The organism is Aeromicrobium sp. IC_218 (assembly GCF_004336805.1).
Lineage (GTDB): Bacteria > Actinomycetota > Actinomycetes > Propionibacteriales > Nocardioidaceae > Aeromicrobium.
In genome coordinates, this window is record NZ_SJXM01000001.1 from 269,250 (window position 1) to 291,622 (window position 22,373).

At 72.9% G+C, this 22,373-nt stretch carries 23 protein-coding genes; 14 read left to right on the plus strand and 9 right to left on the minus strand.

Annotated features, from left to right (window positions below; all coding sequences use genetic code 11):
* Nucleotides 1–1,659 carry a DUF885 domain-containing protein gene (locus tag E0W78_RS01335; RefSeq protein ID WP_131402046.1) on the minus strand — a complete coding sequence of 553 codons (1,659 nt, stop codon included), beginning with the start codon at nucleotides 1,657–1,659 and terminating at the stop codon, nucleotides 1–3.
* A 33-nt stretch (nucleotides 1,660–1,692) separates the two neighbouring features.
* A complete protein-coding gene (locus E0W78_RS01340) occupies nucleotides 1,693–2,127 on the minus strand; it encodes a hypothetical protein (RefSeq protein WP_131402047.1) in 435 nt (144 codons plus the stop codon).
* A gap of 149 nt (nucleotides 2,128–2,276) precedes the next feature.
* Between E0W78_RS01340 and E0W78_RS01345 the strand changes: the two genes are divergently transcribed.
* The 5 genes from E0W78_RS01345 to E0W78_RS01365 all read left to right on the plus strand — a co-directional run bounded on the left by E0W78_RS01345 (nucleotide 2,277) and on the right by E0W78_RS01365 (nucleotide 6,793).
* A complete protein-coding gene (locus E0W78_RS01345) occupies nucleotides 2,277–3,572 on the plus strand; it encodes a hypothetical protein (protein ID WP_131402048.1) in 1,296 nt (431 codons plus the stop codon).
* Nucleotides 3,573–3,746: 174 nt separating this feature from the next.
* Nucleotides 3,747–4,643 (plus strand): Rossmann-like and DUF2520 domain-containing protein, encoded by an 897-nt coding sequence (locus E0W78_RS01350; protein WP_207392567.1) that lies wholly within the window; start codon nucleotides 3,747–3,749, stop codon nucleotides 4,641–4,643.
* 79 nt (nucleotides 4,644–4,722) lie between these two features.
* Nucleotides 4,723–5,595 carry a pantoate--beta-alanine ligase gene (panC, locus tag E0W78_RS01355; protein WP_131402050.1) on the plus strand — a complete coding sequence of 291 codons (873 nt, stop codon included), beginning with the start codon at nucleotides 4,723–4,725 and terminating at the stop codon, nucleotides 5,593–5,595.
* Nucleotides 5,595–6,014 (plus strand): aspartate 1-decarboxylase, encoded by a 420-nt coding sequence (panD, locus tag E0W78_RS01360; protein WP_131402051.1) that lies wholly within the window; start codon nucleotides 5,595–5,597, stop codon nucleotides 6,012–6,014. The genes panC and panD overlap by 1 nt, the downstream gene beginning before the upstream one ends.
* A gap of 2 nt (nucleotides 6,015–6,016) precedes the next feature.
* Complete coding sequence (locus E0W78_RS01365) at nucleotides 6,017–6,793, plus strand: type III pantothenate kinase (RefSeq protein ID WP_131402052.1); 777 nt, start codon at nucleotides 6,017–6,019, stop codon at nucleotides 6,791–6,793.
* A 3-nt stretch (nucleotides 6,794–6,796) separates the two neighbouring features.
* On the opposite strand, the gene E0W78_RS01370 is transcribed toward E0W78_RS01365, so the two are convergent.
* Both E0W78_RS01370 and E0W78_RS16370 read right to left on the minus strand, forming a co-directional pair.
* Nucleotides 6,797–7,216, minus strand: coding sequence for a hypothetical protein (locus E0W78_RS01370; RefSeq protein WP_131402053.1), 420 nt, complete (start codon nucleotides 7,214–7,216; stop codon nucleotides 6,797–6,799).
* Nucleotides 7,217–7,260: 44 nt separating this feature from the next.
* Complete coding sequence (locus E0W78_RS16370; RefSeq protein ID WP_165570364.1) at nucleotides 7,261–7,419, minus strand: hypothetical protein; 159 nt, start codon at nucleotides 7,417–7,419, stop codon at nucleotides 7,261–7,263.
* Between the two features lie 80 nt (nucleotides 7,420–7,499).
* Here E0W78_RS16370 and E0W78_RS16375 point away from each other — a divergent pair, with 80 nt between their 5' ends.
* A complete protein-coding gene (locus E0W78_RS16375; protein WP_165570365.1) occupies nucleotides 7,500–7,664 on the plus strand; it encodes a hypothetical protein in 165 nt (54 codons plus the stop codon).
* On the opposite strand, the gene nhaA is transcribed toward E0W78_RS16375, so the two are convergent.
* Nucleotides 7,661–9,472 carry a Na+/H+ antiporter NhaA gene (nhaA, locus tag E0W78_RS01375; RefSeq protein WP_131402054.1) on the minus strand — a complete coding sequence of 604 codons (1,812 nt, stop codon included), beginning with the start codon at nucleotides 9,470–9,472 and terminating at the stop codon, nucleotides 7,661–7,663. The genes E0W78_RS16375 and nhaA overlap by 4 nt on opposite strands.
* 178 nt (nucleotides 9,473–9,650) lie before the next feature.
* On the opposite strand from nhaA, the gene E0W78_RS01380 reads away from it, so the two are divergent.
* Nucleotides 9,651–10,316 carry a PilZ domain-containing protein gene (locus tag E0W78_RS01380; protein ID WP_131402055.1) on the plus strand — a complete coding sequence of 222 codons (666 nt, stop codon included), beginning with the start codon at nucleotides 9,651–9,653 and terminating at the stop codon, nucleotides 10,314–10,316.
* Nucleotides 10,317–10,362: 46 nt separating this feature from the next.
* The gene (gene lysS, locus E0W78_RS01385; RefSeq protein WP_131402056.1) at nucleotides 10,363–11,868 is read left to right on the plus strand and encodes a lysine--tRNA ligase; all 1,506 of its coding nucleotides are present in this window, start codon (nucleotides 10,363–10,365) and stop codon (nucleotides 11,866–11,868) included.
* Between the two features lie 65 nt (nucleotides 11,869–11,933).
* On the opposite strand, the gene E0W78_RS01390 is transcribed toward lysS, so the two are convergent.
* A complete protein-coding gene (locus tag E0W78_RS01390; protein WP_131402057.1) occupies nucleotides 11,934–12,434 on the minus strand; it encodes a hypothetical protein in 501 nt (166 codons plus the stop codon).
* Nucleotides 12,435–12,857: 423 nt separating this feature from the next.
* Here E0W78_RS01390 and E0W78_RS01395 point away from each other — a divergent pair, with 423 nt between their 5' ends.
* A complete protein-coding gene (locus E0W78_RS01395) occupies nucleotides 12,858–14,168 on the plus strand; it encodes an HNH endonuclease signature motif containing protein (RefSeq protein ID WP_131402058.1) in 1,311 nt (436 codons plus the stop codon).
* A gap of 70 nt (nucleotides 14,169–14,238) precedes the next feature.
* On the opposite strand, the gene E0W78_RS01400 is transcribed toward E0W78_RS01395, so the two are convergent.
* The gene (locus E0W78_RS01400) at nucleotides 14,239–15,819 is read right to left on the minus strand and encodes a Na+/H+ antiporter (protein ID WP_131402059.1); all 1,581 of its coding nucleotides are present in this window, start codon (nucleotides 15,817–15,819) and stop codon (nucleotides 14,239–14,241) included.
* 75 nt (nucleotides 15,820–15,894) lie between these two features.
* On the opposite strand from E0W78_RS01400, the gene E0W78_RS01405 reads away from it, so the two are divergent.
* Nucleotides 15,895–16,185, plus strand: a complete 291-nt coding sequence (locus E0W78_RS01405) for a hypothetical protein (protein WP_131402060.1) — start codon at nucleotides 15,895–15,897, stop codon at nucleotides 16,183–16,185.
* Here the strand turns inward: E0W78_RS01405 and E0W78_RS01410 are convergent.
* Both E0W78_RS01410 and E0W78_RS01415 read right to left on the minus strand, forming a co-directional pair.
* A complete protein-coding gene (locus tag E0W78_RS01410) occupies nucleotides 16,182–16,841 on the minus strand; it encodes a response regulator (protein ID WP_242686173.1) in 660 nt (219 codons plus the stop codon). The genes E0W78_RS01405 and E0W78_RS01410 overlap by 4 nt on opposite strands.
* Complete coding sequence (locus tag E0W78_RS01415; protein WP_207392568.1) at nucleotides 16,841–18,454, minus strand: sensor histidine kinase; 1,614 nt, start codon at nucleotides 18,452–18,454, stop codon at nucleotides 16,841–16,843. The genes E0W78_RS01410 and E0W78_RS01415 overlap by 1 nt, the downstream gene beginning before the upstream one ends.
* An 80-nt stretch (nucleotides 18,455–18,534) precedes the next feature.
* On the opposite strand from E0W78_RS01415, the gene E0W78_RS01420 reads away from it, so the two are divergent.
* The 4 genes from E0W78_RS01420 to E0W78_RS16380 are packed head-to-tail and all read left to right on the plus strand — an operon-like array spanning nucleotide 18,535 to nucleotide 22,326.
* Complete coding sequence (locus E0W78_RS01420; protein ID WP_131402063.1) at nucleotides 18,535–19,530, plus strand: tripartite tricarboxylate transporter substrate-binding protein; 996 nt, start codon at nucleotides 18,535–18,537, stop codon at nucleotides 19,528–19,530.
* Nucleotides 19,527–20,048, plus strand: coding sequence for a tripartite tricarboxylate transporter TctB family protein (locus tag E0W78_RS01425; RefSeq protein ID WP_131402064.1), 522 nt, complete (start codon nucleotides 19,527–19,529; stop codon nucleotides 20,046–20,048). The genes E0W78_RS01420 and E0W78_RS01425 overlap by 4 nt, the downstream gene beginning before the upstream one ends.
* The gene (locus E0W78_RS01430; RefSeq protein ID WP_131402065.1) at nucleotides 20,048–21,547 is read left to right on the plus strand and encodes a tripartite tricarboxylate transporter permease; all 1,500 of its coding nucleotides are present in this window, start codon (nucleotides 20,048–20,050) and stop codon (nucleotides 21,545–21,547) included. Before E0W78_RS01425 ends, E0W78_RS01430 begins: the two co-directional genes overlap by 1 nt.
* Nucleotides 21,544–22,326 carry a universal stress protein gene (locus E0W78_RS16380; protein WP_165570366.1) on the plus strand — a complete coding sequence of 261 codons (783 nt, stop codon included), beginning with the start codon at nucleotides 21,544–21,546 and terminating at the stop codon, nucleotides 22,324–22,326. Before E0W78_RS01430 ends, E0W78_RS16380 begins: the two co-directional genes overlap by 4 nt.
* The last annotated feature ends 47 nt before the right edge of the window (nucleotides 22,327–22,373 follow it).

Here is a 22,373-nt window from a genome sequence, read left to right on the forward strand (position 1 = left end):
TCACGGGACGAGGACGGCGCGCAGCGTGTCCAGGCCGAGCCCGCCGAGCTCCAGCGCGCGGCGGTGGAACGCCTTGACGTCGAAGTCGGCGCCCTCGCGGCGGGCCACCTCGTCGCGCACCTGCTCCCAGATGCGCTGTCCCACCTTGTACGACGGGGCCTGGCCCGGCCAGCCGAGGTAGCGGTCGACCTCGAACCGGATGAACGCGTCGTCCATGTTGACGTGCTGGCGCATGAACGCCAGCGCCTTGGCCGCGTCCCAGGTGCCGCCGTCGGGGTGGGGCTTGCCCAGGTGGACGCCGATGTCGAGCACGACGCGGGCGGCACGCATCCGCTGCGCGTCCAGCATGCCGAGCCGGTCGGCCGGGTCGGCCAGGTAGCCCAGCTCGTCCATGAGCCGCTCGGCGTAGAGCGCCCAGCCCTCGCCGTGGCCGGACGTCCAGCTCATGCGCCGCCAGCTGTTGAGGGTGGACGCCTGGTAGGTCGCGACGCCGATCTGGAGATGGTGGCCCGGGACGCCCTCGTGGTAGACGGTCGTGAGCTCGCGCCAGGTGCCGAACGTCTCGACGCCCTCGGGGACGCTCCACCACATGCGGCCGGGCCGGGAGAAGTCCTCGGTCGGGCCGGTGTAGTAGATGCCGCCCTCCTGGGTCGGGGCGATCATGCACTCCAGCGCGCGGACCGGCTCGGGCACGTCGAAGTGCGTCCGGCCGAGCTCCTCGACGGCGGCGTCGGACGTGCGCTGCATCCACGCCTGGAGCGCGGCGGTGCCGTGCAGCTGGCGCGACGGGTCGGCGTCCAGGAACGCGACGGCGGCCTGCACCGGGTCGCCGGTGGCGTCCGGGACGATCTGGCGGGCGACGGCCTCCTGCTCGGCGACGGTGCGGGCGAGCTCCTCACGGCCCCACTCGTACGTCTCGTCGAGGTCGACCTTCGCGCCGAGGAAGTAGCGCGACTGCAGGGCGTAGACGTCGCGACCGACGGCGTCCTGCGCCGGGGCGACGGCGGCGAGCTCGTCGGCCAGGAAGCGCCCGAGCGACGCGTAGGCGTCGGCGGCGGCGCGGGCCCCGGCGTCCAGGTCGGCACCCATGGCCGCCGGAGCGGACGGCGACGAGGCGAGGCGGGCGAAGAAGCCGTCGGCGGACGCGTGACGCTCGGCCTGGGCGAGCACGGCGCGCACCTGGCGCTCGGCCGGGACGTTGCCGGCCGCGATGCCGGCGCGCAGGGAGGCGATGTAGCCCTCGAGCGCGCCGGGCACGGCACGCAGGCGCTGCCCGATCTGCTCCCAGTCCTGCTCCGTCTCGGACGGCATGAGGTCGAAGACGTCACGGACGCCCTGCGCGGGGGACGCGATGACGTTGAGGTCGCGCTGCCGCAGGCCCGCCTCGTGCTGCTCGAGGGAGAGCTCGAGCGAGCGCACCATCTCCAGGCGGGTGACCTCGTCCACCGCGTCGGCCACCGGCGTCTCGCGCACGGTCGCGAGGGTGGCGCGGGCGGCCTCGGCGAAGGCCTCGTGTCCCTCGGGCGAGAGGTCGCCGTAGCGGCCCTCGTAGCCGGGGCGGCCGAGCTCGACGGCCGTCTCGGGCTGCAGGTCGAGCACGGTGTCGACCCAGTCCTCGGCGACGCGGTCGAGGGCGGTGGGCTCGCGGTTCTCAGGCATGGCCCCAGGCTAGGCCGTGGACGAGGCCTCGGCTCAGCCCGCACCGGCCTCCTCACGGACCGACGCGAGCTCGCGCTGGAGCGCGTCGTCCGTGCTGCCCCAGGCCTGGACGGTTCCGCTGCCGCGCACCGAGGCGCTGAGCCCCGGGCCCCAGCTGGTGACGGCGTAGTAGAGGCCGGGGCGAGCGCTCGACTCGAGCCCGTAGCCCTCGCCGATCCGCGCCGCTCGCATCTGCGTGCCGTCGGGGAACTCCACCGTCAGCCCCCTCGGGTCGCAGTCCTGCAGGTAGAGCGCCCCGGACATCTGCGTGGCGAAGACCGTGCCGACGTCGCGGCACCTGGGCAGGTCGTCCGAGCTGAGCGGGATGGAACGCCATGCATCGCGGTGGAGGGCGACGGCGCCGAGGGTTGCCGTGATCCCGACCGCCGTGCCGACGACGAAGGCGGCGATCCATGCCAGGGTCCTCACCGGTCGAACTGTGGCACAGCGCCCTCGCGGGCGGGACGAGAACGCCACCCCCAGGGGCACGGGATGTGGGGCGAGGTCCGGCGCGCCTACGGTCCGGAGGTCACCCCCGAGAGGCCGGTGTCCCGGCCCGCACACGAGAGAAGCTCGGCATGAGAAGGATCCTCGGCGCCGTCGCCGTCACCGCCCTGGTCGCGGCCGCCCTGCCCGCCCAGGCGCACGCCGCCGACCACCAGACCCAGGCCGCCGGCAGCGCCGTCCGCAGCGGCATCGCCGGCGAGACGACCTCCGTCAGCGGCACGTTCTCCCGCAAGGACGCCCGCCGGGCCGTCCAGCTGCAGCTGCAGGCCGGCCGCAGCTGGCGGACGGTCGCCAAGGGACGCACCACCAGCAAGGGCGCCTACCGGCTCACCCTGCGGGTGCCGGCGAAGACGGCGAAGTACCGCGTCGTCGCGCCGAAGGCCCGCAAGAACGGCCGCACGCTGCCGGCCCGCCGGTCGGGCGTGGGCACGGTGCGTCCGGTCGCCCAGCAGGTGCGGTTCAGCTTCGACACGAACGTCACGAGCGGTGGCGTCCTGCGCGCCGTCGTCCGCACCTCGCCGCACCGCGCCGGTCGGCCGATCAGCATCCAGGTGAGCAACGGCGGCGCTTGGCGGACGCTCAAGACGGTCGCCGCCCCGGCCCGGGGCAACACCTCGATCACCGCGAAGGCACCCGCCATGGGGCAGTGGAACCTGCGGGCCGTCGCCGGCTCGTTCCGCGGGGCGGCCGCCGCCGGCTCGCCGGTCAGCCGCATGACCGTCGCCCCTGGCGCCTCGGACGTCATCGCCTACGAGGTCGTCGCGCTCGGCTCCAAGACCATCGAGCGCGGTGTCCAGAGCGACACGACGTGCGGCGAGATCTCCAGCGAGGTCACCCGCCAGACCACGTCCTCGCGCCCCACCGCCGACTCGCCCCGCGTGTGGCGCGAGGGGCTGGCCTTCAACGGCAACCGCGAGGTCGACATCTACCCGGACGTCAGCTCGACCTACGTCGACCACCTCGAGGGGTGCGAGTCGGCCGCCCCGCCGGCCGACGTCCAGCCGTGCGAGATGGACGTGGACGACAGCGCGCAGCACCCGACCGACCGGATCACCGTGAATGTCCGCATCGCCAAGGGCGCCTCGACCGGCGAGGTCGTGTTCTTCCCGCCGCGCGGCAAGAACCTCGGCTACCCCGGCGCCTGGGACTCGCGGTGCCGCGTGAAGGAGCTGCAGGACAACAGCCAGCAGATCCCGCTGTCGTCGCGCACCGTGAAGGTGCCCGTCGCGACCCTGCTCGGCACCAAGCCGTTCAAGGTCAGCACCGAGGGCCTGTTCAAGAACGAGTTCGAGCGCGACGGCGTCACGACGAGCAAGTCCGGCAGCTGGGTGCAGAGCATCACGCTGCACCGCGTGGCCTCGCGCTGACGTCCGGCCGGCCCGCACGGCGCGGGACCCGCCCTCACCGGCGGGTCCCGCGCCGTGGTGCGTCGGGCCGGCTCCGGTTGGGCCCGGAGCCCCGCGGGCGTACGATGACGGCGTCACTTTGTCTGGTACCCGCCCGCGGGACTGGAACGAAAGGCACCACTCATGCACCAGGGCATGCCTGTCCGCCTGCGCGTCGGCGTCGTCGGCGCCGGACGCGTCGGATCCGTGCTCGCCGCGCGCCTGCGCGCCGCGGGTCACGACCTCGTCGCCGTCAGCGGCGCCTCCCCGGCGTCCCGGCTGCGCATCGACACCCTCCTGCCGGGCGTCCACGTCACCACCCCCGACCAGGTCGCCGCTGCGGCGGACGTCCTCGTGCTCGCCGTGCCGGACGACCACCTGGTCGCCGTCGCCGAGCACCTCGCCGCCCGTCCGGGCCAGGTCGTGCTGCACACCAGCGGCCGCCACGGGCTCGAGGCGCTGGCCTCGCTCGCCCGCCAGGGCGCGCGGACGATCGCGTTCCACCCGGCCATGACGTTCACCGGCACCGAGCTCGACCTCGACCGCACCTGCGTCTTCGGGCTCACCGCCGGTCCGGACGAGCGTGGGCTGGCCGAGCGCCTGGTCGCCGACCTCGGCGGCACGCCGGTCTGGATCGCCGAGGACGACCGCGCGACCTACCACGCGGCGCTGGCCCACGGCTCGAACCACCTGGTCACCGTGGTCAACCAGGCGATGGAGCTGCTGCGCTCGGTCGCCGGTCCCGACGCCGACGTGGCCGCCGTGCTGCGCCCGCTGCTGACCGCCTCGCTCGACAACGCGCTCAGCTTCGGCGACGCCGCGCTCACCGGTCCGGTCGCCCGCGGCGACGTCAGCACGGTGCGTGCCCACCTGGACGCGCTCGCCGGTGCCGACGCCTCCACGGCGTCCACCTACCGCGAGCTCGCCCGCGCCACGGCCCACCGCGCCGAGGACGACGGACGCATCGACGCCCGCACGTCCGCGGACGTCCGCCAGGCGCTCGACGAGGCCGAGTGGGACTCGCTCGCCGCGTCGGTCGAGCAGGCCCGATGAGCGAGCGCAGCGAGCGAACGGTCGAGGATGTCGCGGGCGGACTTCCGTACCGTGCTCTTCTCACGGAAGGCCGTCCGCGATGACCACCACCAGCAGCACCACCGGCGTGCGGGTCGTGCGCACGAAGGCCGAGCTGCGTGAGGTGCTGGCCGGACGCGGCACGGTCGCCCTCGTCCCGACCATGGGCGCCCTGCACGGCGGGCACGAGAGCCTCATGCGCCTGGCCCGCCCGATGGCCGACGCGCTCGTCGTCTCGATCTTCGTGAATCCGACCCAGTTCGGCCCCGGGGAGGACTACGACGCCTACCCGCGCACGCCCGACGCGGACCTGGCCGTGTGCGAGGCCGCCGGTGTCGACGTGGTGTGGATGCCGGACGTCGCCGAGATGTACCCGGACGGCCCGGACGCCTCGGTGATGGTCGACCCGGGAGCGCTCGGCGCCGTGCTCGAGGGGGCCGCGCGTCCCACCCACTTCCGCGGGGTCCTGACCGTCGTGGCGAAGCTGTTCGCGGCCGTCCGGCCCGACGTCGCCGTGTTCGGCGAGAAGGACTTCCAGCAGCTCGCGCTGATCCGGCGCATGGTGCGCGACCTCGGCCTCGAGGTCCGCGTCGAGGGGCATCCGATCGTCCGCGAGGCCGACGGCCTGGCCATGAGCTCGCGCAACGTCTACCTCGGCGCCGAGCAGCACGAGCAGGCGCTCGCCCTGTCCCGCGCGCTCGAGGCGGGCGTCGCGGCGTCCGCCGAGGGTGTCGACGCGGTGCTCGCGGCCGCCCGGACGGTGCTGGACGCCGAGCCCGGCGTCGACACCGACTACCTCGTCCTGACCGACCCGTTCCTCAACCCCGTCGACGGCTCCTTCGCCGGCGACGCCCGTCTGCTCGTGGCCGCCCGCGTGGGCACGACCCGACTCCTCGACAACCACGGCCTGCACGTCGGCCGGGAAGGTGCCTGATGCTGCGCACGATGATGAAGTCCAAGATCCACCGCGCCACGGTGACGCAGGCCGACCTGCACTACGTCGGCTCGGTCACCGTCGACCAGGACCTGCTCGACGCCGCCGACATCCTGCCCGGCGAGCTCGTCCACATCGTCGACGTCTCCAACGGCGCGCGCCTGGAGACCTACACGATCGCCGGCGAGCGCGGCAGCGGCGTCATCGGCATCAACGGCGCCGCGGCCCACCTCGTCCACCCCGGCGACCTCGTCATCCTCATCGCCTACGCCCAGATGGACGACGCGGAGGCGCGGGCGTTCGAGCCGAGCGTCGTGTTCGTGGACGCCGGCAACGGCATCGTCCAGCTCACCGACGACCCGGCCGACGTGCCGCCCGGCCACGGCCTGGAGCGCGGCGACCTCGTCGCGGCCCGGTAGCCATGAGCCTGCTCTGCCTCGACATCAGCAACAGCCACACGCTGATCGGCATCTTCGAGGACGACGAGCTGGTCGCGCACTGGCGCCTGTCGACGGTCGAGCACCGCACGTCTGACGAGTGGCAGCTGCTGATCTCGGGGCTGATCGTCCGGGCCGGGCTCGAGGTGCCCGAGGCGCTGAGCCTGTGCTGCACCGTGCCCTCGGTGCTGGTCGAGTTCCGCCACCTGGTCGAGCGTTACTTCGAGGGCGCACCGGTCTGCATCGTCGGGCCAGGCGTGAAGACGGGCGTGCCGATCCACACCGACAACCCGCGGGAGGTCGGTGCCGACCGCATCGTCAACGCGCTCGCGGCCGCCGAGCTGTACGGCGGCCCGGCCATCGTCGTCGACCTCAACGGCACCGCGACGATCTTCGACGTCGTCGACGAGAAGGGCCGCTACGTCGGCGGCGCCATCGCCCCCGGCGTCGAGCTGTCGCTGGACGCCCTGGCCCGGCGTGGCGCGCAGCTGCGCAGCGTCGAGCTCGGCGAGCCGCGCGGCGTCATCGGCAAGAACACCGTCGAGGCCATCCAGTCCGGCGTCGTGCTGGGCTTCGCCGGGCTCGTCGACGGCATCGTCGAGCGCATGCTGGACGAGCTGGACGACGCCGACGACGTCGCGGTGATCGCGACGGGCTCCTACCCGGAGGCGGTGCTCGACGCGTGCTCGTCCATCACGACGCGCGACCCGTGGCTGACGCTGCAGGGCCTGCGCCTCGTGCACGAGCGCAACTTCGGCTGAGCGTCAGGGACGGGCGAGGGCCGGTCCGGCGTCCAGGGCGACCGACCACTCCGACCCGCGGGGCGCCTGCACGCGCACCGACACCCGCGACGGCAGGTCGGACGGGGTCGTGATGGTGATCGCGCCGGCCGTGTCCGCCGGCTCCGAGCCCGAGCGGCAGGGGCTCCAGGCCTCGCCCGCGTGCTCGACCACCACCGTGATGCCCTCGTCGGGGTCGCCGAGGCAGTCGAGCCGGACGGCGGCGCGGCGCGTGCCCGGCGCCAGGTCGACCTGGCGGGTCGCCCCGCCCTCCTCCTGGACGAGCGCGAGCACGCGCTCGGTGCCGGGGATCGGGTCGAAGGTCTCGGTGGCCCGATCGGGCAGGACGCTGCACCCGGACACGAGGCCGAGCGCCAGCGGGACGAGCACGAGGGACGGACGCACGGCGCGAGCCTAGGGCTCGTCGCGCGTCCGCGGACCCGATTCGCTCAGTCCGGGGGCGGGGGAGCGCCCTGCTCGTCCTGCTGGACCTCCGCCTCCTCCTCGGCGGTCTGGTCGGCGCCGGGGAGCGGGTCGACGGCGGGCGTCTCGCCCGTGGGGTCGGCCGGCGGCTGCGTCGGGTCGTCGGGCTCGTGCTGCTGGGTCATGGCCCCTCCGTACCCGCCGTCCCGCGAGCTACACGGGCCGGACGCGCGACACGCACCGACGCGGCGTCGAGGATGGACGTATGCGTCCCTCGTCCCTCGTCCTGGTCGGCCTGCTGGTGCTGCTGGGCGCTGCCGCCGTGGTGCTGGGCGAGGGCGACGACTCGCCCGGGCTGCAGGGCGTCGGGGTGCTGCTCGTCCTCGGCGGGGTCGTCGTCGCGGTCCGGTCCCGTCGGTCGCGTCGCTAGGCCTGGGCGTCCTGCTCCTGGCGGGAGGCCTCCAGGGCCGCGACCAGCGTGGCGGCGTCGAACGGACCGCGGTGCCGGGACTCGCCCACGAAGAAGGTCGGGGTGCCCGACAGGTCCATGAGCTCGGCGTCGTCCGCGTCGTCGTTCACCCGGCGGGCGACGGCGGCCTTGTCGAGGTCGTGCTCGAAGCGGTCCAGGTCCAGGCCCATCTCGGCCGCGTGCGCGAGCAGGTCCTCGCGCTCGAGCGCGTCCTGGTGGGCGAACATGCGGCGTCCGAGCTCGAGGCCGTGGCCCTGGCGCTCGGCCGCCTCGAAGGCGTGCGCGGCCTCGCGGGCGTGCGGGTGGACGCGGTCGAGCGGGAAGTGGCGGTAGACCCAGACCAGGTCGTCGCCCAGCTGCTCGCGCACCTCGTCGACCGACCCGGTGGCGCGGCTGCAGAAGGGGCACTCGAAGTCCAGGTACTCCACGAGCACGAGCGGGGCGTCCGGACGTCCGACGTAGTGGTCGCGCTCGGGGTCGAACGGCCGCACCAGGTGCGCGCCGACCGCCTCGTTCGGGCGGACCCGGTCGAGCATGTCCAGCACGATCCAGCCCAGCGCGAAGGCGAGCACCGAGGCGAGCAGCACGCCCACGCGGGCCTCGTCCTGCTGGCGGGGGTCGTCGAGGGCGAGCGAGACGATGAGCAGCGAGATCGTGAACCCGATGCCCGACAGCGCGGCACCGCCGGCCACGCGTCCGATGCCCAGGCCCGGGGCGAGCCGGCCCCAGCCCAGGCGCGGCACGAGCGCGGCCGCGGCGGTGATGCCGACGAGCTTGCCGACCACCAGGCCGAGCACGATGCCCCAGGTGAGCCGGGACGTGGCCGCGGCCTCCAGCGTCGGTCCGTCCAGCCGGACGCCCGCGTTCGCGAGCGCGAACACCGGCAGGACGAGGTAGGCGACGTACGGACCGATCGCGTCGTCGAGGCGCTCGTTGATCGAGATCGAGCGCCGGATGCCGCGCCGGGCCGCAGCCGCGTACGCCGGGCTGGGCGACTGGCGGAAGGCGCGGGTCAGGTCGGCCACCTGCTCGACGTCGCCGCGACGCGGCGCGGCGACGGGGATGACCAGCGCGAGCGCGACACCGGCGAGCGTCGCGTGGACGCCGCCCTCGTGCAGCGCGAACCACAGCGCGACGCCACCGGCGAGGTAGAGCGGCCCGTGGTCGACCGGCAGGCGGCGCACGAGCACGAGCGCCACGAGCAGCACCGCGGCGACGACCAGGGCGCCGACGTGCAGGTCGTCGCCGTAGAACAGCGCGATCGCGGCCAGCGCGCCGATGTCGTCCACCACGGCGAGCGTCAGCAGGAACAGGCGCAGGCGGGCCGGGTGCTTCGGGCCGATGATGGCCAGCGCGCCGAGCAGGAACGCGGTGTCGGTGGAGATCACCACGCCCCACGCGTGCGCGGCGTCGGTGCCGGCGTTCACCGCCCAGAACAGCAACGCCGGCACGACGAGGCCGGCCACCGCGGCGATGATCGGGACGATCGCCCGGCTCCGCTCGGTCAGCTCGCCGATCGTCAGCTCGCGCTTGACCTCGAGCCCGACGACGAAGAAGAAGACCGCCATGAGGGCGTCGTTCACCAGCGCGTGCAGGTCCAGGCCGAGCGACCAGTCCCCGACCACGAGGCCGACCTCGGTGTGCCAGAAGGACGTGTAGGAGTCGCCCGCGGGGGAGTTGGCCCACGCGATCGCAGCCAGCGTGGCGAGCAGGAGCAGGGCGGCCGAGGCCTTGTCGCGTCCGCGGAAGGCGTCCAGGAGCCGGTTCACGGGCCAAGCCTAGGGATCGGGTCCACGCCGCCGGACCTCGCACCGACGGCCGTGTCGGGTTGGCGACACTTTCACGCATCCCGGGACGGGAGGTGCCGATACGTGTTAGCAATGATGGTGGCGTCGGTGCAGCTCGCGCCGGCGGAGGCAGGATGCCGCTTTGACGAAGGAGCCCGCAGTGGTCGACGGATCGCCCATGCCCGAGGTGAACCAGCTGGTCACGGTCCGTGACCTGTCCGGCAAGGAGCTGCCGACGCGCATCGAGGACCTGACCGGCAGCGTGCTGGTCGTGCCCCGCCCCGTCGACGGCGAGTCCGGCATCGGCCTTCGCCCCGAGGGCCTCACCGTCATGTGGCCCGCCGACCGCGGCGTCATGAGCCTGCCGGTCAAGCTCAACGAGCGTCGCTCCGACAACAACCTCGACATGTGGGAGCTGTCCATCACCGGCCCCGCGTCGCGCCAGCAGCGCCGGGCCTTCGTCCGCGTGCCCGTCTCGGCCGGCGTCGCCCTGGCGTTCGTCGCCGAGCGTCCGATCGACCCGAACCCGGACGTCGCCGACATCAGCGGCTGGCTGGTCGACCTCAGCGAGGCCGCGGCCTGCGTCTCGGTGCCGACCGTCCGCTACGAGGACCTCAAGCCGCACGCGAAGCTGCAGGCCACGTTCACCATCGGCGAGGACTCCTTCGACCTGCCCGCGCGGGTCTCCGACAGCGCTCCCGTGCGCGAGGTCGAGGACCGCACCGAGCTGGTCGTCCACTTCGAGATCCCCGAGTCCGAGGCCGCCCGCCTGCGCCGCATGCTGTTCGCGCAGCAGGTGCGCCTGCGCGACCTCAACGGACGCTGACCCGCGCGGCACGGCGTCCGGCGCCGCGCCACTAGACTCGGGCCTCGTGAGCGACGCGACGACCGTGCCCGACGAGGACGACCTTCCCGAGCAGATCCGCATCCGGCGCGAGAAGCGCCAGCGCCTGCTGGACTCCGGCGTCGACCCGTACCCCGTGACGGTCGGCCGCACCCACACCCTGCGCGAGGTCGTCGCCACCCACGACGCCGAGGCGCTGGGCGCGGACGTCCGCACCGGCGAGACCGTCTCGGTCGCCGGCCGCGTCATCTTCCTGCGCAACACCGGCAAGCTCTGCTTCGTCCGGCTGCGCGAGGGTGACGGCACCGAGCTGCAGGCCATGCTGTCGCTGGCCGACGTGGGCGAGGAGTCGCTGGCCGACTTCAAGGCGCTCGTCGACATCGGCGACCACCTGGCCGTCACCGGCGAGGTCATCACCAGCCGCCGCGGCGAGCTGAGCGTCGCCGCCACGTCGTGGCAGATCGCGGCCAAGACCATGCGCCCGCTGCCGGTCGAGCACAAGCCGCTGTCGGACGAGGCCCGGGCCCGCATGCGGTACGTCGACCTCATCGTCCGGCCCGAGGCCCGCGACAACGTCCGCGCCAAGGCGAAGGTGCTGCAGTCGCTGCGCGCCACGCTCGACGGCCGCGACTACGTCGAGGTCGAGACGCCCGTGCTGCAGCACACCAACGGCGGTGCCGCGGCGCGTCCGTTCGAGACCCACGTGAACGCCTACGACGAGGACGCCCTGCTGCGCATCGCGCTGGAGCTGCACCTCAAGCGCGCGCTCGTCGGCGGTGTCGACCGGGTCTACGAGATCGGCAAGACCTTCCGCAACGAGGGCGTCGACAACACGCACAACCCCGAGTTCATGATGCTCGAGGCGTACGAGGCGTACGGCTCCTACGACACGATGGCCGAGCTGACCCGCGACCTGGTGCTGAACGCCGCCCGCGCGGTCGGGAGGACGGTCGTGCCGGGCCGCGACGGCTCGCAGATCGACCTCGAGGCCGAGTGGCGCCACGCCACCGTGCACGAGCTCGTCTCGGAGGCCGTGGGCCAGACGGTCGACGTCGAGACCCCGGTCGACACGCTCGTCGCGCTGGCCGCCGAGCACGAGGTCGCGCTGCGCGAGGGCTGGGACGCCGGCGAGATCGTGCTGGAGCTGTACGAGAAGCTCGTCGAGCACACGCTCGTGCAGCCCACGTTCGTGCGCGACTACCCCGAGTCGGTGCGCCCGCTGGCCAAGAAGCACCGCACGAAGCCCGGCCTGGTCGAAGCGTGGGACCTCATCATCAACGGCGTGGAGCTGGCCCCGGCCTACTCCGAGCTCAACGACCCGGTCATCCAGCGCGAGCGGCTCGAGGAGCAGGCGCGCATGGCCGCCGCCGGCGACCCCGAGGCCATGGACGTCGACGAGGACTTCCTGCGCGCGCTCGAGTTCGGCATGCCGCCCGCCGGTGGCCTGGGCCTCGGCGTCGACCGCCTGGTGATGCTGCTCCAGGGCGTCGGCATCCGCGAGGCGATCCTCTTCCCGATCCAGCGTCGCGAGTGAGCTGAAGACGTGTGCGGACGGCCGGGACCCTGTCGGGTCCCGGCCGTCCGTGGTTCCGCGGTGCGTCAGCTGGTGGCGAAGAAGACCGTGAACCCGCCGTCCTGCGGCGTGACCTGGAAGGACGTGCCGTCGGCCTCGCCGAACAGCGACGTCCCCGCGCCCTTGTCCTCGATCGTGGGGTCGAAGGAGGCCAGGGCCGACTCGTACGCGTCCAGGACCTCGTCGGCCGAGGCGTCGCTGGCGTAGCCCATCGCCTCCTGGCCGCCGTCCATGATCTCGCTGGTCGAGCACAGGACTGCGTCGACAGGCGGCTCGGGCCACGAGGTCGGCGTCAGCTTCACGGACGCCGGGTCGGGCTTGGTGAGCGCCAGGGGGAAGGCCTCGGCGCACTCCTCGGGGACGCCGGAGTCCGCCGCGATGTCGTTCAGGTCGTCCTTCGCCTCCTCGGCACCGATGGGCGGGGTGGCGGTGTTCTCGGAGTCTCCTGCGCAGGCCGACAGGAAGCCGGTGAGGGCGAGCGCGGTGCTGGCGAGGGCGAGAGCGGCGCGGCGGGGGCGCGGGTTCATGGGAGGTCCTTCTCGGGTCGTGGGGTTCTCGGGACCCACGGTGGACGAGCAGGCTTGCGCAGGCCTGACACGACGCTTACAAGGCCTGCTCCGCGACCGCTCCTTGAGCTTGTCGAAAGGAGCCTGGGTGCGGGGGCGCCCGAGGGGCTTAAGACGAGGCCGTGGGGTGCGTGCGCGGGTCGGCTTGTCGGCTCGCCTGCGTCCCGCTCCTTGAGCTTGTCGAAAGGAGCCTCGGTGCGTGGTCGCCCGAGGGGCTGGGGACGAGGCGGTTGGGCGGGTGCTCTCCTTGCTTCATCGGCTCGCCCGAGCCACGCGCTGAGCTTGTCGAAGCCCCGAAAACATCTGAGATTCCAGTGGATATCGCGTTGTTCCTGTCAGTGCCTCGAGGTAGGATAGAACAAACGTTCGACACGGGGGTTTCGGATGATCAGCGACCAGGTGGCAGCACTGCTGGAGGAGTCCAGCACGCTCGAGCCCTGGACGCTGACGGACCGGGAGATCCGTGCGGAGCTGCAGGCTGCTGCTCAGGCCGCGTCCGCGCTCCAGGCGCTAACCGTCCGGCTCACCGCTGCGGCGGAAGACCGCGGCTTGCCGCGTGAGGACGGTTGTACGTCGCCGACTGCCTGGCTAGCGAGCACCACGAACGTCTCTCGTCGTGAGGCGTCGAAGCTGGTCTCGCTGACCCGACTCGATCCGACCCGCGGGGCTGTGACCCGTGAGCGGTGGAGCACCGGACGGCTGACTACCGAGCAGGCGCACATCATCCTGAAGGCTCTCGATGCCCTGCCGGAGTGGTTCGTGGACGAGCAGCACGATGACGCCGAAGCCACCCTCTTGGAGCATGCGTCCGAGTTCGGTGCGGACGACTTGCGCCGGCTCGCGAACCGGATCGTGGAAGTGGTCGATCCTGACAGTGCGGACGAGATCATTGGTGCCCAGCTGGAGCGGCAGGAGAAGCAGGCGTGGGACGAGACGCACCTGACCATCACCCGCATGGGTAAGGGAAGGTCGAGCATCCGCGGGGTCCTGCCGGACGTCCAGGCCGACATGCTCAAGACCGTCCTCGAAGGCCTCGCCTCACCCCGACGCGACGGGGCGGTCTTCCGGGACGTCGACGGCGACCACTCCGACGCCGAGATCGGCCGCCTCGACCACGCCCGTCGCATGGGACTCGCCCTCTGCGAGCTCGTTGAGCACCTCCCGAGCGACTGCTTCCCGCAGGCCGGCGGTGTCGCGGCGACCGTGACCATCTCGATGAAGCACGACGACCTGGTCCGCGACCTCGGACGAGCGATGCTGTCCACCGACACCGGGCTCTCCGCCTCGCAGGCGCGGCGGCTGGCCTGCAACGCCGGAATCATCCCCATGGTTCTCGACGGCGCGAGCCAGCCGATGGACGTGGGCCGGCGCAAGCGACTCCACGACCAGCACCAACGAGCCGCCCTCACCAAGCGAGACGGCGGCTGCTCCTGGAAGGGCTGCGACCGACCACCGGGCTGGTGCGAAGCTCACCACCTCGTCCCGTGGTCACACGGCGGCGACACGTCCGTCGACAACGGCGCCCTGTTCTGCTTCTTCCACCACCACCTGCTCCACGACTCCGACTGGCAAGCCCGACTCAGCCACGACGGCGTCGTCGAAGTCATCCCGCCACCCCGGATCGACCCACAACAACGACCCCTACGCCACGCCCGCCACGTCAAGCACCGACCGAGAGCGCTGGAACCCGCCTGATTCCCGATCCCTGAGCCTGTCGAAGCCTCCTTTCGACAGGCTCGAGGAGCGGCGCCGATGTCGAAGGCTCCTACTCGAGCGGCTCGATGCCCGTGAGCCGCAGCTCCTCGATGTCCAGGCGGGTGCGGATCTCACGCACCACCTCGTCGTCCACCGTGCCCTCCGCGCGCAGCTGCCACAGGGCGTCGCGCTTGCGCTCGATCAGGGCCAGGCGCAGGCGGGCGTAGTCGTCCGGCTCGCCGAACAGGGCGTGGTCGGCGTCCGGGTCGAGGGTGTCGACCGAGGCCAGGTGGTCGGCGTGCTCGCGCTTGACGCGCTCGTGGGTCGCGGGGCTGGTGCCCAGCTCCTCGACGAGGCCCTCCAGGGCGTCGCCGGCCGCCTCGCTGAGGGCGCGCTCGGCGAGGCGACGCTCCTCCGCGGGCGACGTGTCCTCGGGGAGCCGGGCCCACCGCACGACCACGGGCAGCAACGGGCCCTGCACGAGCAGCGTCAGCAGGATGACGCCCGCGGTCATGATGACGATGTCCTCGCGGCCCGGGAACGGCGTGCCGTCGTCGAGCGTCGCCGGCACCGACAGGGCGATGGCCAGCGACACCGCGCCGCGGAAGCCGGCGACCGCCGTCACCACGCGACCGCGGAACGTCGTGCGGCGCAGCCGCTGGGACGGACGGCGGTCCAGCACCCGGATGATCATGATCGTCAGCGTCTGGAAGCCGAACCGGATGACGAGCATGCCCGCCCACACGACGACGATCGTGGCCAGCAGGCGGGCGACGTGGTCCATCTCGGCGTCGTGGACGACGACCTGCACCTCGAGCCCGACCAGCACGAACAGGGCCGAGTTCAGGACGTACGAGCCCAGTGGCCACGTCCACTCGGTCTGACGGCGGGAGGCCGGGGTGCTGATGCGGCTCGACACGTACGCGATGGTCAGGCCAGCCACGACGACGGCCAGCACGCCGGACGCGTGGAACGTCTCGGCCAGCAGGTAGGCCGCGAACGGCACCAGCAGCAGCGTGAGGTTCAGCGACAGCGTGTCGCGCACCGAGCGCATGATCGCGTACCCGGCGGCGGCGACGATCGCGCCGGCCAGGAGGCCGCCGAGGTACGAGCGCAGCACGACCTCGGTGACGTCGAGGGTCGAGTAGTGGCCGCCGGACGCCAGGCCCACCGCGACCGCATAGACCACCAGCGCCGTGCCGTCGTTCGTGAGGCTCTCGGCCTTGAGGATCATGAAGTGCCGCCGCGGCAGCGTGCGGCCCAGGGCGGCGACCGCGGTGGCGTCCGGGGGAGCGACGGCGGCGCCGAGCACCAGCGCGGCGTCCCACGGCATGCCCATCCAGTGCGCGAGCGCCGCGACGCCGAGGGCGGTGGCCACCACCATGAGCGTGCTCATGATGACGATGCCGCGGAACGCCCTCCGGATCGCCCGCAGCGACGTCGTCAGGCTCTCCCAGAACAGCATCACCGGCAGGAACAGCAGCAGCACGACGTCCGGCGGCAGCTCGACCTCGCGCAGCTCCGGCACGAGACCGAGCAGCAGGCCGAGGGTGAGCAGCAGCAGCGGCGTCGGCACGCGCAGCCGGGTGGCGAGCACCGTCCCGGCCAGCACCGCCGCGCCCAGCACGACGGTGATCTCGAGTCCGTTCAACGTTCCTCCTGAGGGCGACGACCCATTCTGGCCGTTCGGGACTCGCGCGGCCCGTCGTCCTGGGACGATTCCCGCATGACGACGACCACCGAGCCACACGTCCGTCGCGGACCGGCCGAGATCGCCCTGTGGTGGGTGATGGTCGTGGTGGTGTCGTTCGTCTTCTCGATCTTCGGCCTCGCGATCGCCCTGATCGGCACGTTCACCCGGCTGCAGGCTCACCACGTCCAGCGCGCGGCGCTGCCCGTGGTGGCCGTGCTCGTGTCCATCGTGTCGATGATCGCGTCCCTCGCTTTCACCACGACGACCCACACGGAGTCGGACGAGTTCGTGGTGCCGGACGCGGCTGCGACCGCGACCCGCTAGCGGGCGCGGGAGTAGCGGCGCTCGGGACGTCCGGCGCCGCCGTAGGCCAGCCGCACCGCGGCGCGGCCCTCGGCCACCAGCTGCTCGAGGTAGCGCCGGGCGCTGACCCGCGAGATGCCGATCTCCTCGCCGCACTCGGACGCCGACACGTCCTCGTGCCGGGCCAGCGCACCCAGCACGAGCTCGGTGGTCTCCGGGCTGAGCCGTCGCGACGGCTGGACGGGGGTCGGGGCGGACGCGACGAACGCGCGGTCGATGGTGCGCTGGTCGACCGGGCCGCCGCGCAGGGCCGCGATCGCGTCGCGGACGCTGACCAGACGACGGGCGAGGTCCTCGTACTCGAACGGCTTCACCAGGTACTGCATCGCGCCGCCCTGCAGCGCCTCGCGCACCACCTCGGCGTCGCGCTCGGCGGTGACCATGACGACGCCGGCGCCGATGCCCTCGGCCCGCAGCCGGCGCAGCACCTCGACGCCGGACAGGTCGGGCAGGTGGACGTCCAGCAGGACCAGGTCGGGGTGGTGCTCGCCGGCCAGCCGCAGCGCCTCCTCGCCGGTGCGGGCGACACCGACGACGCGGAAGCCCTCGGTGCGCTCCACGAACATCGCGTGGACGCGCGCCACCATGAAGTCGTCGTCGACGACGAGGACGTCCATCAGTGCTCCTGGTCTCGGGCCGCCTCGCGCGGCAGCTGCACCCTGAAGGTAGCGCCGTCGCGGCCGTCCCCGTCGCTGGAGAGGGTGACGTCGCCGCCGCGCTCGGTGCAGATCATGCGCACCAGGGCCAGGCCGATGCCGCGGCCGCCGGGCACGTCGGGCTTGGTGCTGAACCCGCGGGAGAACACCGACTCGCGCAGCTCGGTGGGCACGCCGGGCCCGTCGTCGCTGACCGTCAGCGTCACCTGGGCGTCGGACGCGTCCAGGTGCACGGTGACGGTGGCGTCGCCGCGGCCCCGGCAGGCGTCGACGGCGTTGTCGACCAGGTTGCCCAGGACGGTCGTGAGGTCCGCCGAGTCGACCGGCTCGAGCGCCGGCAGCGAGGACGTCTCGTCGAGCCGCAGCGTCACCCCGGCCTCCGCGGCGACGCTCGACTTGGCCACCAGCAGCGCCGCCACCGCGGGGTCGCGCACGCGCTCGGCGACCGCGGCGTCCGTCTCGGCGCGGCGACGGCTGAGCGTGCCGACCAGCGAGCGCACCTCGTCGTACTCGCCGAGCTGGACGAGCCCGGAGATGGTGTGCAGCTGGTTGGCGAACTCGTGGGTCTGGGCCCGCAGGGTGTCGGTGATGGAGAGGTTGGAGCTGAGCTGGTTCTGCACGGCGGCGACCTCGGTGCGGTCGCGCATGGTGGTGACCGAGCCGATGCCCTCGCCGCGGCTGGACGCCGGCCGGTGGTTCATCACGAGCACCCGCCCGCGCACGAGCGCGACGGCGTCGCGGGTCTCGGTCTCGCCGGTCAGCAGCGCCACCACGTCGGGGTCGAGCCCGAGGGCGTCGACCGGACGTCCGACGGCGTCCTCGTCGAGTCCCAGCAGGGACCGGGCGCCGTCGTTGAGCAGCGTCACGCGTCCCTCGCCGCTGACCGCCACGACGCCCTCGCGGATGCTGTGCAGCAGCGCCTCGCGGTGGTCGGCGAGGGTGGCGATCTCGCGCGGGCCGAGCCCGCGGGTGCGCCGGCGGACGATGCGCGACACCAGGTACGAGCCGGCGACGCCGAGCGCGGCGCCCACGCCCAGGAACAGCGCGAGGTCGGACGCCGCGTCGGTCAGCCGGGCCCAGGTGGAGGGGTAGTCCTGCTCGGCGATGGAGAGCCCGACGAGCTCCCCCCGGTCGTCCAGGATGGGTGCGTGCGCCGCCACGGCCCGCTCGCCGTCGACGGTGACGTCGCCGCTCCAGCCGCGGCCCTCGCGCACCCGGCTCTCCTCGAGCACGGCCGGGCGTCCCACGTCGCCGGGGTCGGACGACGCGACGACGATGCCGTCGGGGTCGGCGATGCTCACGGTCGTCGCGCCGGACAGCCGCAGGGCGCGGTCGATCGCCGGGGCCAGGGTGCGCCGGGCCCCGCTGTCACCGACCTCGCTGCGCACCACCGCGACGTTGGCCAGGTACTCCGCGACCGAGCGCATCCGCGAGCCGCGGTCGTCGGCGAAGGACGCCGTGGACTGGCGCAGCGAGATCACCGCGACGATCGCCAGGACCACGGCGATGACGGCCAGCTGCAGCAGGAGCAGCTGTCCGGCGAGCGTCGGGCGCCGTGCGCCTCGTGACCACAACGACCACAACCTCCGTTTCGTGCGCAAGCGTGACCCAGGACACATTGTGCGTGAGGATCGCCCGGACACAGGAGGTTCTCATGCGTGCGACCACACGCGCCCGCCGGGCGCTGCGGGTGGGTGTGCTGGCCCTGGCCGGCGTGCTCGTCCTGACGTCCTGCGGCGTGACCCGCGGCGACGACGACCCGTCCAACCGGCGGCTGCGGATGATGATCCCGAACAGCCCGGGTGGCGGCTACGACCTGACGGGCCGCGCCGCGGCCGACGTCATGCAGTCCAACGACCTGACCGGACGCTTCGAGGTCAGCAACGTGCTCGGGGCCAGCGGCACCGTGGCGATGCAGCGGCTCATCAACGAGGAGGGCGCGGACGACCTGCTCATGACCATGGGCCTGGGCGTCGTCGGTGCCGTCTACACCAACGGCTCGGACGCCACGGTCGCCAAGGCGACGCCGATCGCCTCGGTGGTCGAGGAGCAGGAGGGCATCCTCGTGCCCGCCGACTCGCCGCTGCGCAGCGTCGACGACCTGGTCGAGGCCTGGAAGAAGGACCCGCGCGGCCTCGTCGTCGGCGGCGGCTCGTCGCCCGGCGGCCCGGACCACCTGTTCCCGATGCAGCTGGCCAAGACGATCGGGGTCGACCCGAAGGACGTCAACTTCATCACCTACGACGGCGGCGGCCCGCTCACCACGGCCCTGCTCGGCTCCAAGATCGACGTCGGCATGTCCGGCCTCGGCGAGTTCGAGGGCCAGATCGAGGCCGGCGAGCTGCGCGTCCTGGCCGTCTCCGGCGAGGAGCGGCTCGACACCGTCGACGCCCCCACGCTCACCGAGTCCGGTGTCGACCTGGTCTTCACCAACTGGCGCGGCATCCTCGCCCCGCCCGGTATCTCGGAGGAGACGAAGCAGTACTACATCGACCTCCTCACCGAGATGCACGGGACGAAGGAGTGGCAGGACGCGCTCGAGCGCAACGGCTGGAGCGACAACTTCGCCACCGGCGACGACTTCGCCGCGTTCCTCGAAGAGCAGGACGAGCGCGTCCGCACGACCCTGAAGGAGCTGGGACTCGCATGACCACCACCGACACCGCGACGTCGCCGGTCCGCCGCCGGGCGGTCGACACCGCCCAGTACGGATTCGCCGCGTTCCTCGTCGTCGTGGGCGCCGTGGTCGTCCACGACGCCACGACGCTCGACAAGGGCTTCGCCGACCAGCCGGTGCAGCCGTACGCCGTGCCCTACCTGGTCGGCGGCGTCCTGCTCGTGCTCGGCGTGCTTCTCGCCGTCGCCACCGCCCGCGGTGACGTGCCCGAGGCCGAGGAGGGAGAGGACGTCGACCTCGAGGGCGGCAGCGACTGGGTCACCGTCGCCAAGCTCGTCGCGGTCTTCGCCTTCAACGTCGCCTTCGTCGGCTGGCTCGGCTGGGCGATCACCGGCGCCGTGCTGTTCGCCGGCTCGGCCTGGGCGCTGGGCAGCCGCACCTACGTCCGTGACATCGCGATCGGCGCGGCCCTGTCCCTGCTCACCTGGTACGGCTTCTACGTCGGGCTCAACATCCCGATCCCGGCCGGCATCCTGGACGGAGTGCTCTGATGGACCTGCTCCTGGAGGGCTTCCAGACCGCCCTGACGCCCACGAACCTGCTCTACGCCGTGCTCGGCGTGCTGCTCGGCACCGCCGTCGGCGTGCTGCCTGGCATCGGCCCGGCCATGACCGTCGCGCTGCTGCTGCCGGTCACCTACAACGTGTCGCCCGACAGCGCGCTCATCATGTTCGCCGGCATCTACTACGGCGGCATGTACGGCGGCTCGACGACGTCGATCCTGCTCAACACCCCCGGCGAGTCGTCGTCGGTGGTCACGGCCATCGAGGGCAACAAGATGGCGAAGGCCGGACGGGCCGCGCAGGCCCTGGCGACCGCCGCCGTCGGCTCGTTCATCGCCGGCACGATCGGCACGGTCCTGCTCGTCCTGCTCGCGCCGACCGTCGCCGACCTGGTCGTCCAGCTCGGCGCGCCGTCGTACTTCGCGATCATGCTCGCCTCCCTGCTGGCCGTCACCACGGTGCTCGGCTCGTCGAAGCTGCGCGGGTTCATCGCGCTGTTCCTCGGCCTGGCCATCGGCCTGGTCGGCGCGTCGACCGGCGAGGCTCGGCTGACGTTCGGCCAGCCGCTGCTCGCCGACGGCATCGACGTCGTCGTGGTCGCCGTGGCGATCTTCGCCCTCGGCGAGGCGCTGTGGGTCGCGGCCCACCTGCGCCGCCGGCCGCTGGAGATCATCCCGGTCGGCCAGCCCTGGATGAGCAAGAAGGACTGGGGACGCTCGTGGAAGCCGTGGCTGCGCGGCACCGCGTACGGCTTCCCGTTCGGCGCGCTGCCCGCGGGCGGCGCCGAGGTGCCGACCGCGCTGTCGTACCTGACCGAGAAGCGGCTCTCCAAGCACCCCGAGGAGTTCGGCCACGGCGCCATCGAGGGCGTCGCCGGCCCGGAGGCGGCCAACAACGCGTCGGCCGCCGGCACCCTCGTGCCGCTGCTGGCGATCGGCCTGCCGACGACGGCGACGGCGGCGATCATCCTGCTCGCGATGCAGAGCTACGGCATCCAGCCCGGCCCCCAGCTGTTCGACAACGAGCCCGAGCTGGTCTGGGCGCTGCTGGCCAGCCTGTTCGTGGCCAACCTGCTGCTGCTCGTCATCAACCTGCCCATGGCCCCCATCTGGGCGAAGCTGCTGCAGACGCCGCGTCCGTACCTGTACGCCGGCATCCTGTTCTTCGCCTCGCTCGGCGCCTACAGCGTCAACTTCCAGGCGTTCGACCTGGTGCTGTTGCTGGCGTTCGGCCTGCTGGGCCTGGCGATGCGCCGCTTCGGCATCCCGGTGCTGCCGCTGATCATCGGTGTCATCCTCGGCCCCCGCGTCGAGGCGCAGCTGACCGAGGCGCTCGCCATCTCGCAGGGCGACGTCAGCACGCTGTGGAGCGAGCCGGTGGCCGTGGTGGTCTACGTGCTCATCGCCGTCGTGGCCGTCGCCCTGGCGGTCAACGCGGTCCGGACGCGCGGCAGCGCCGCGCCCGAGAAGGAGGAGGTGGACGCATGACGGTCGTCGTGGCCTACAGCGCCGACGAGCTGGGACGGGTGGCGCTCGAGCACGGGCTCGTGCAGGCCCGCGAGCGCGGCACCCGGCTGCTCGTGGTGAACGTGACGCGCGGTGACGCGTACGTCGACAAGCAGTTCGCCTCCGAGGAGGCGATGGCCGAGCTGCGCCAGCGCCTGGCCGACACCGGCGTCGACGCCGAGGTCCGCCAGGACATCGTCACGGACGTCGCCGGCGGACTGGTCGAGGTCGCCCGCGGTACCGACCTGCTCGTCGTGGGCGTCCGGCACCGCAGCCCGGTCGGCAAGATGCTGCTGGGCAGCGTCACGCAGTCGGTGCTGCTCGACGCGGACGTCCCGGTGCTCGCCGTCTCGTCGCCGCCCGCCGCGGCGGCGGACGCGCCGGTCGTCGTGGCGTACCGCGACGACGAGCCCGGTCGCGCCGCCCTGGCGTACGCGGCGCAGGAGGCGACCCGCTCGGGCCGGCGCCTGCTGCTCGCCCACGTCGACAGCGGTGACACCGACGCCCGCACCGTGGCCGAGGACGACCTCGTCGAGGCCGTCCGCCAGCTCGACGAGCAGGGCGTCGCCGCCGAGCTGGTGCCGCTGCGCGACCGCGACGTCGCCGGGGCCGTGCAGCAGCTGGTCGACGACCGGCACGCGGGCCTCCTGGTGCTCGGCGTCCGCCACCGCACGCCCGTGGGCAAGATGCTCATGGGCAGCGTCGCCCAGCGGCTCATCCTCGACCTCGAGGTGCCGGTCGCGGCGGTCAAGCCCCGCTAGCGAGACGGTGCGCCGCCTGCCTACATGAGCAGGCGGCGGCACCCGTC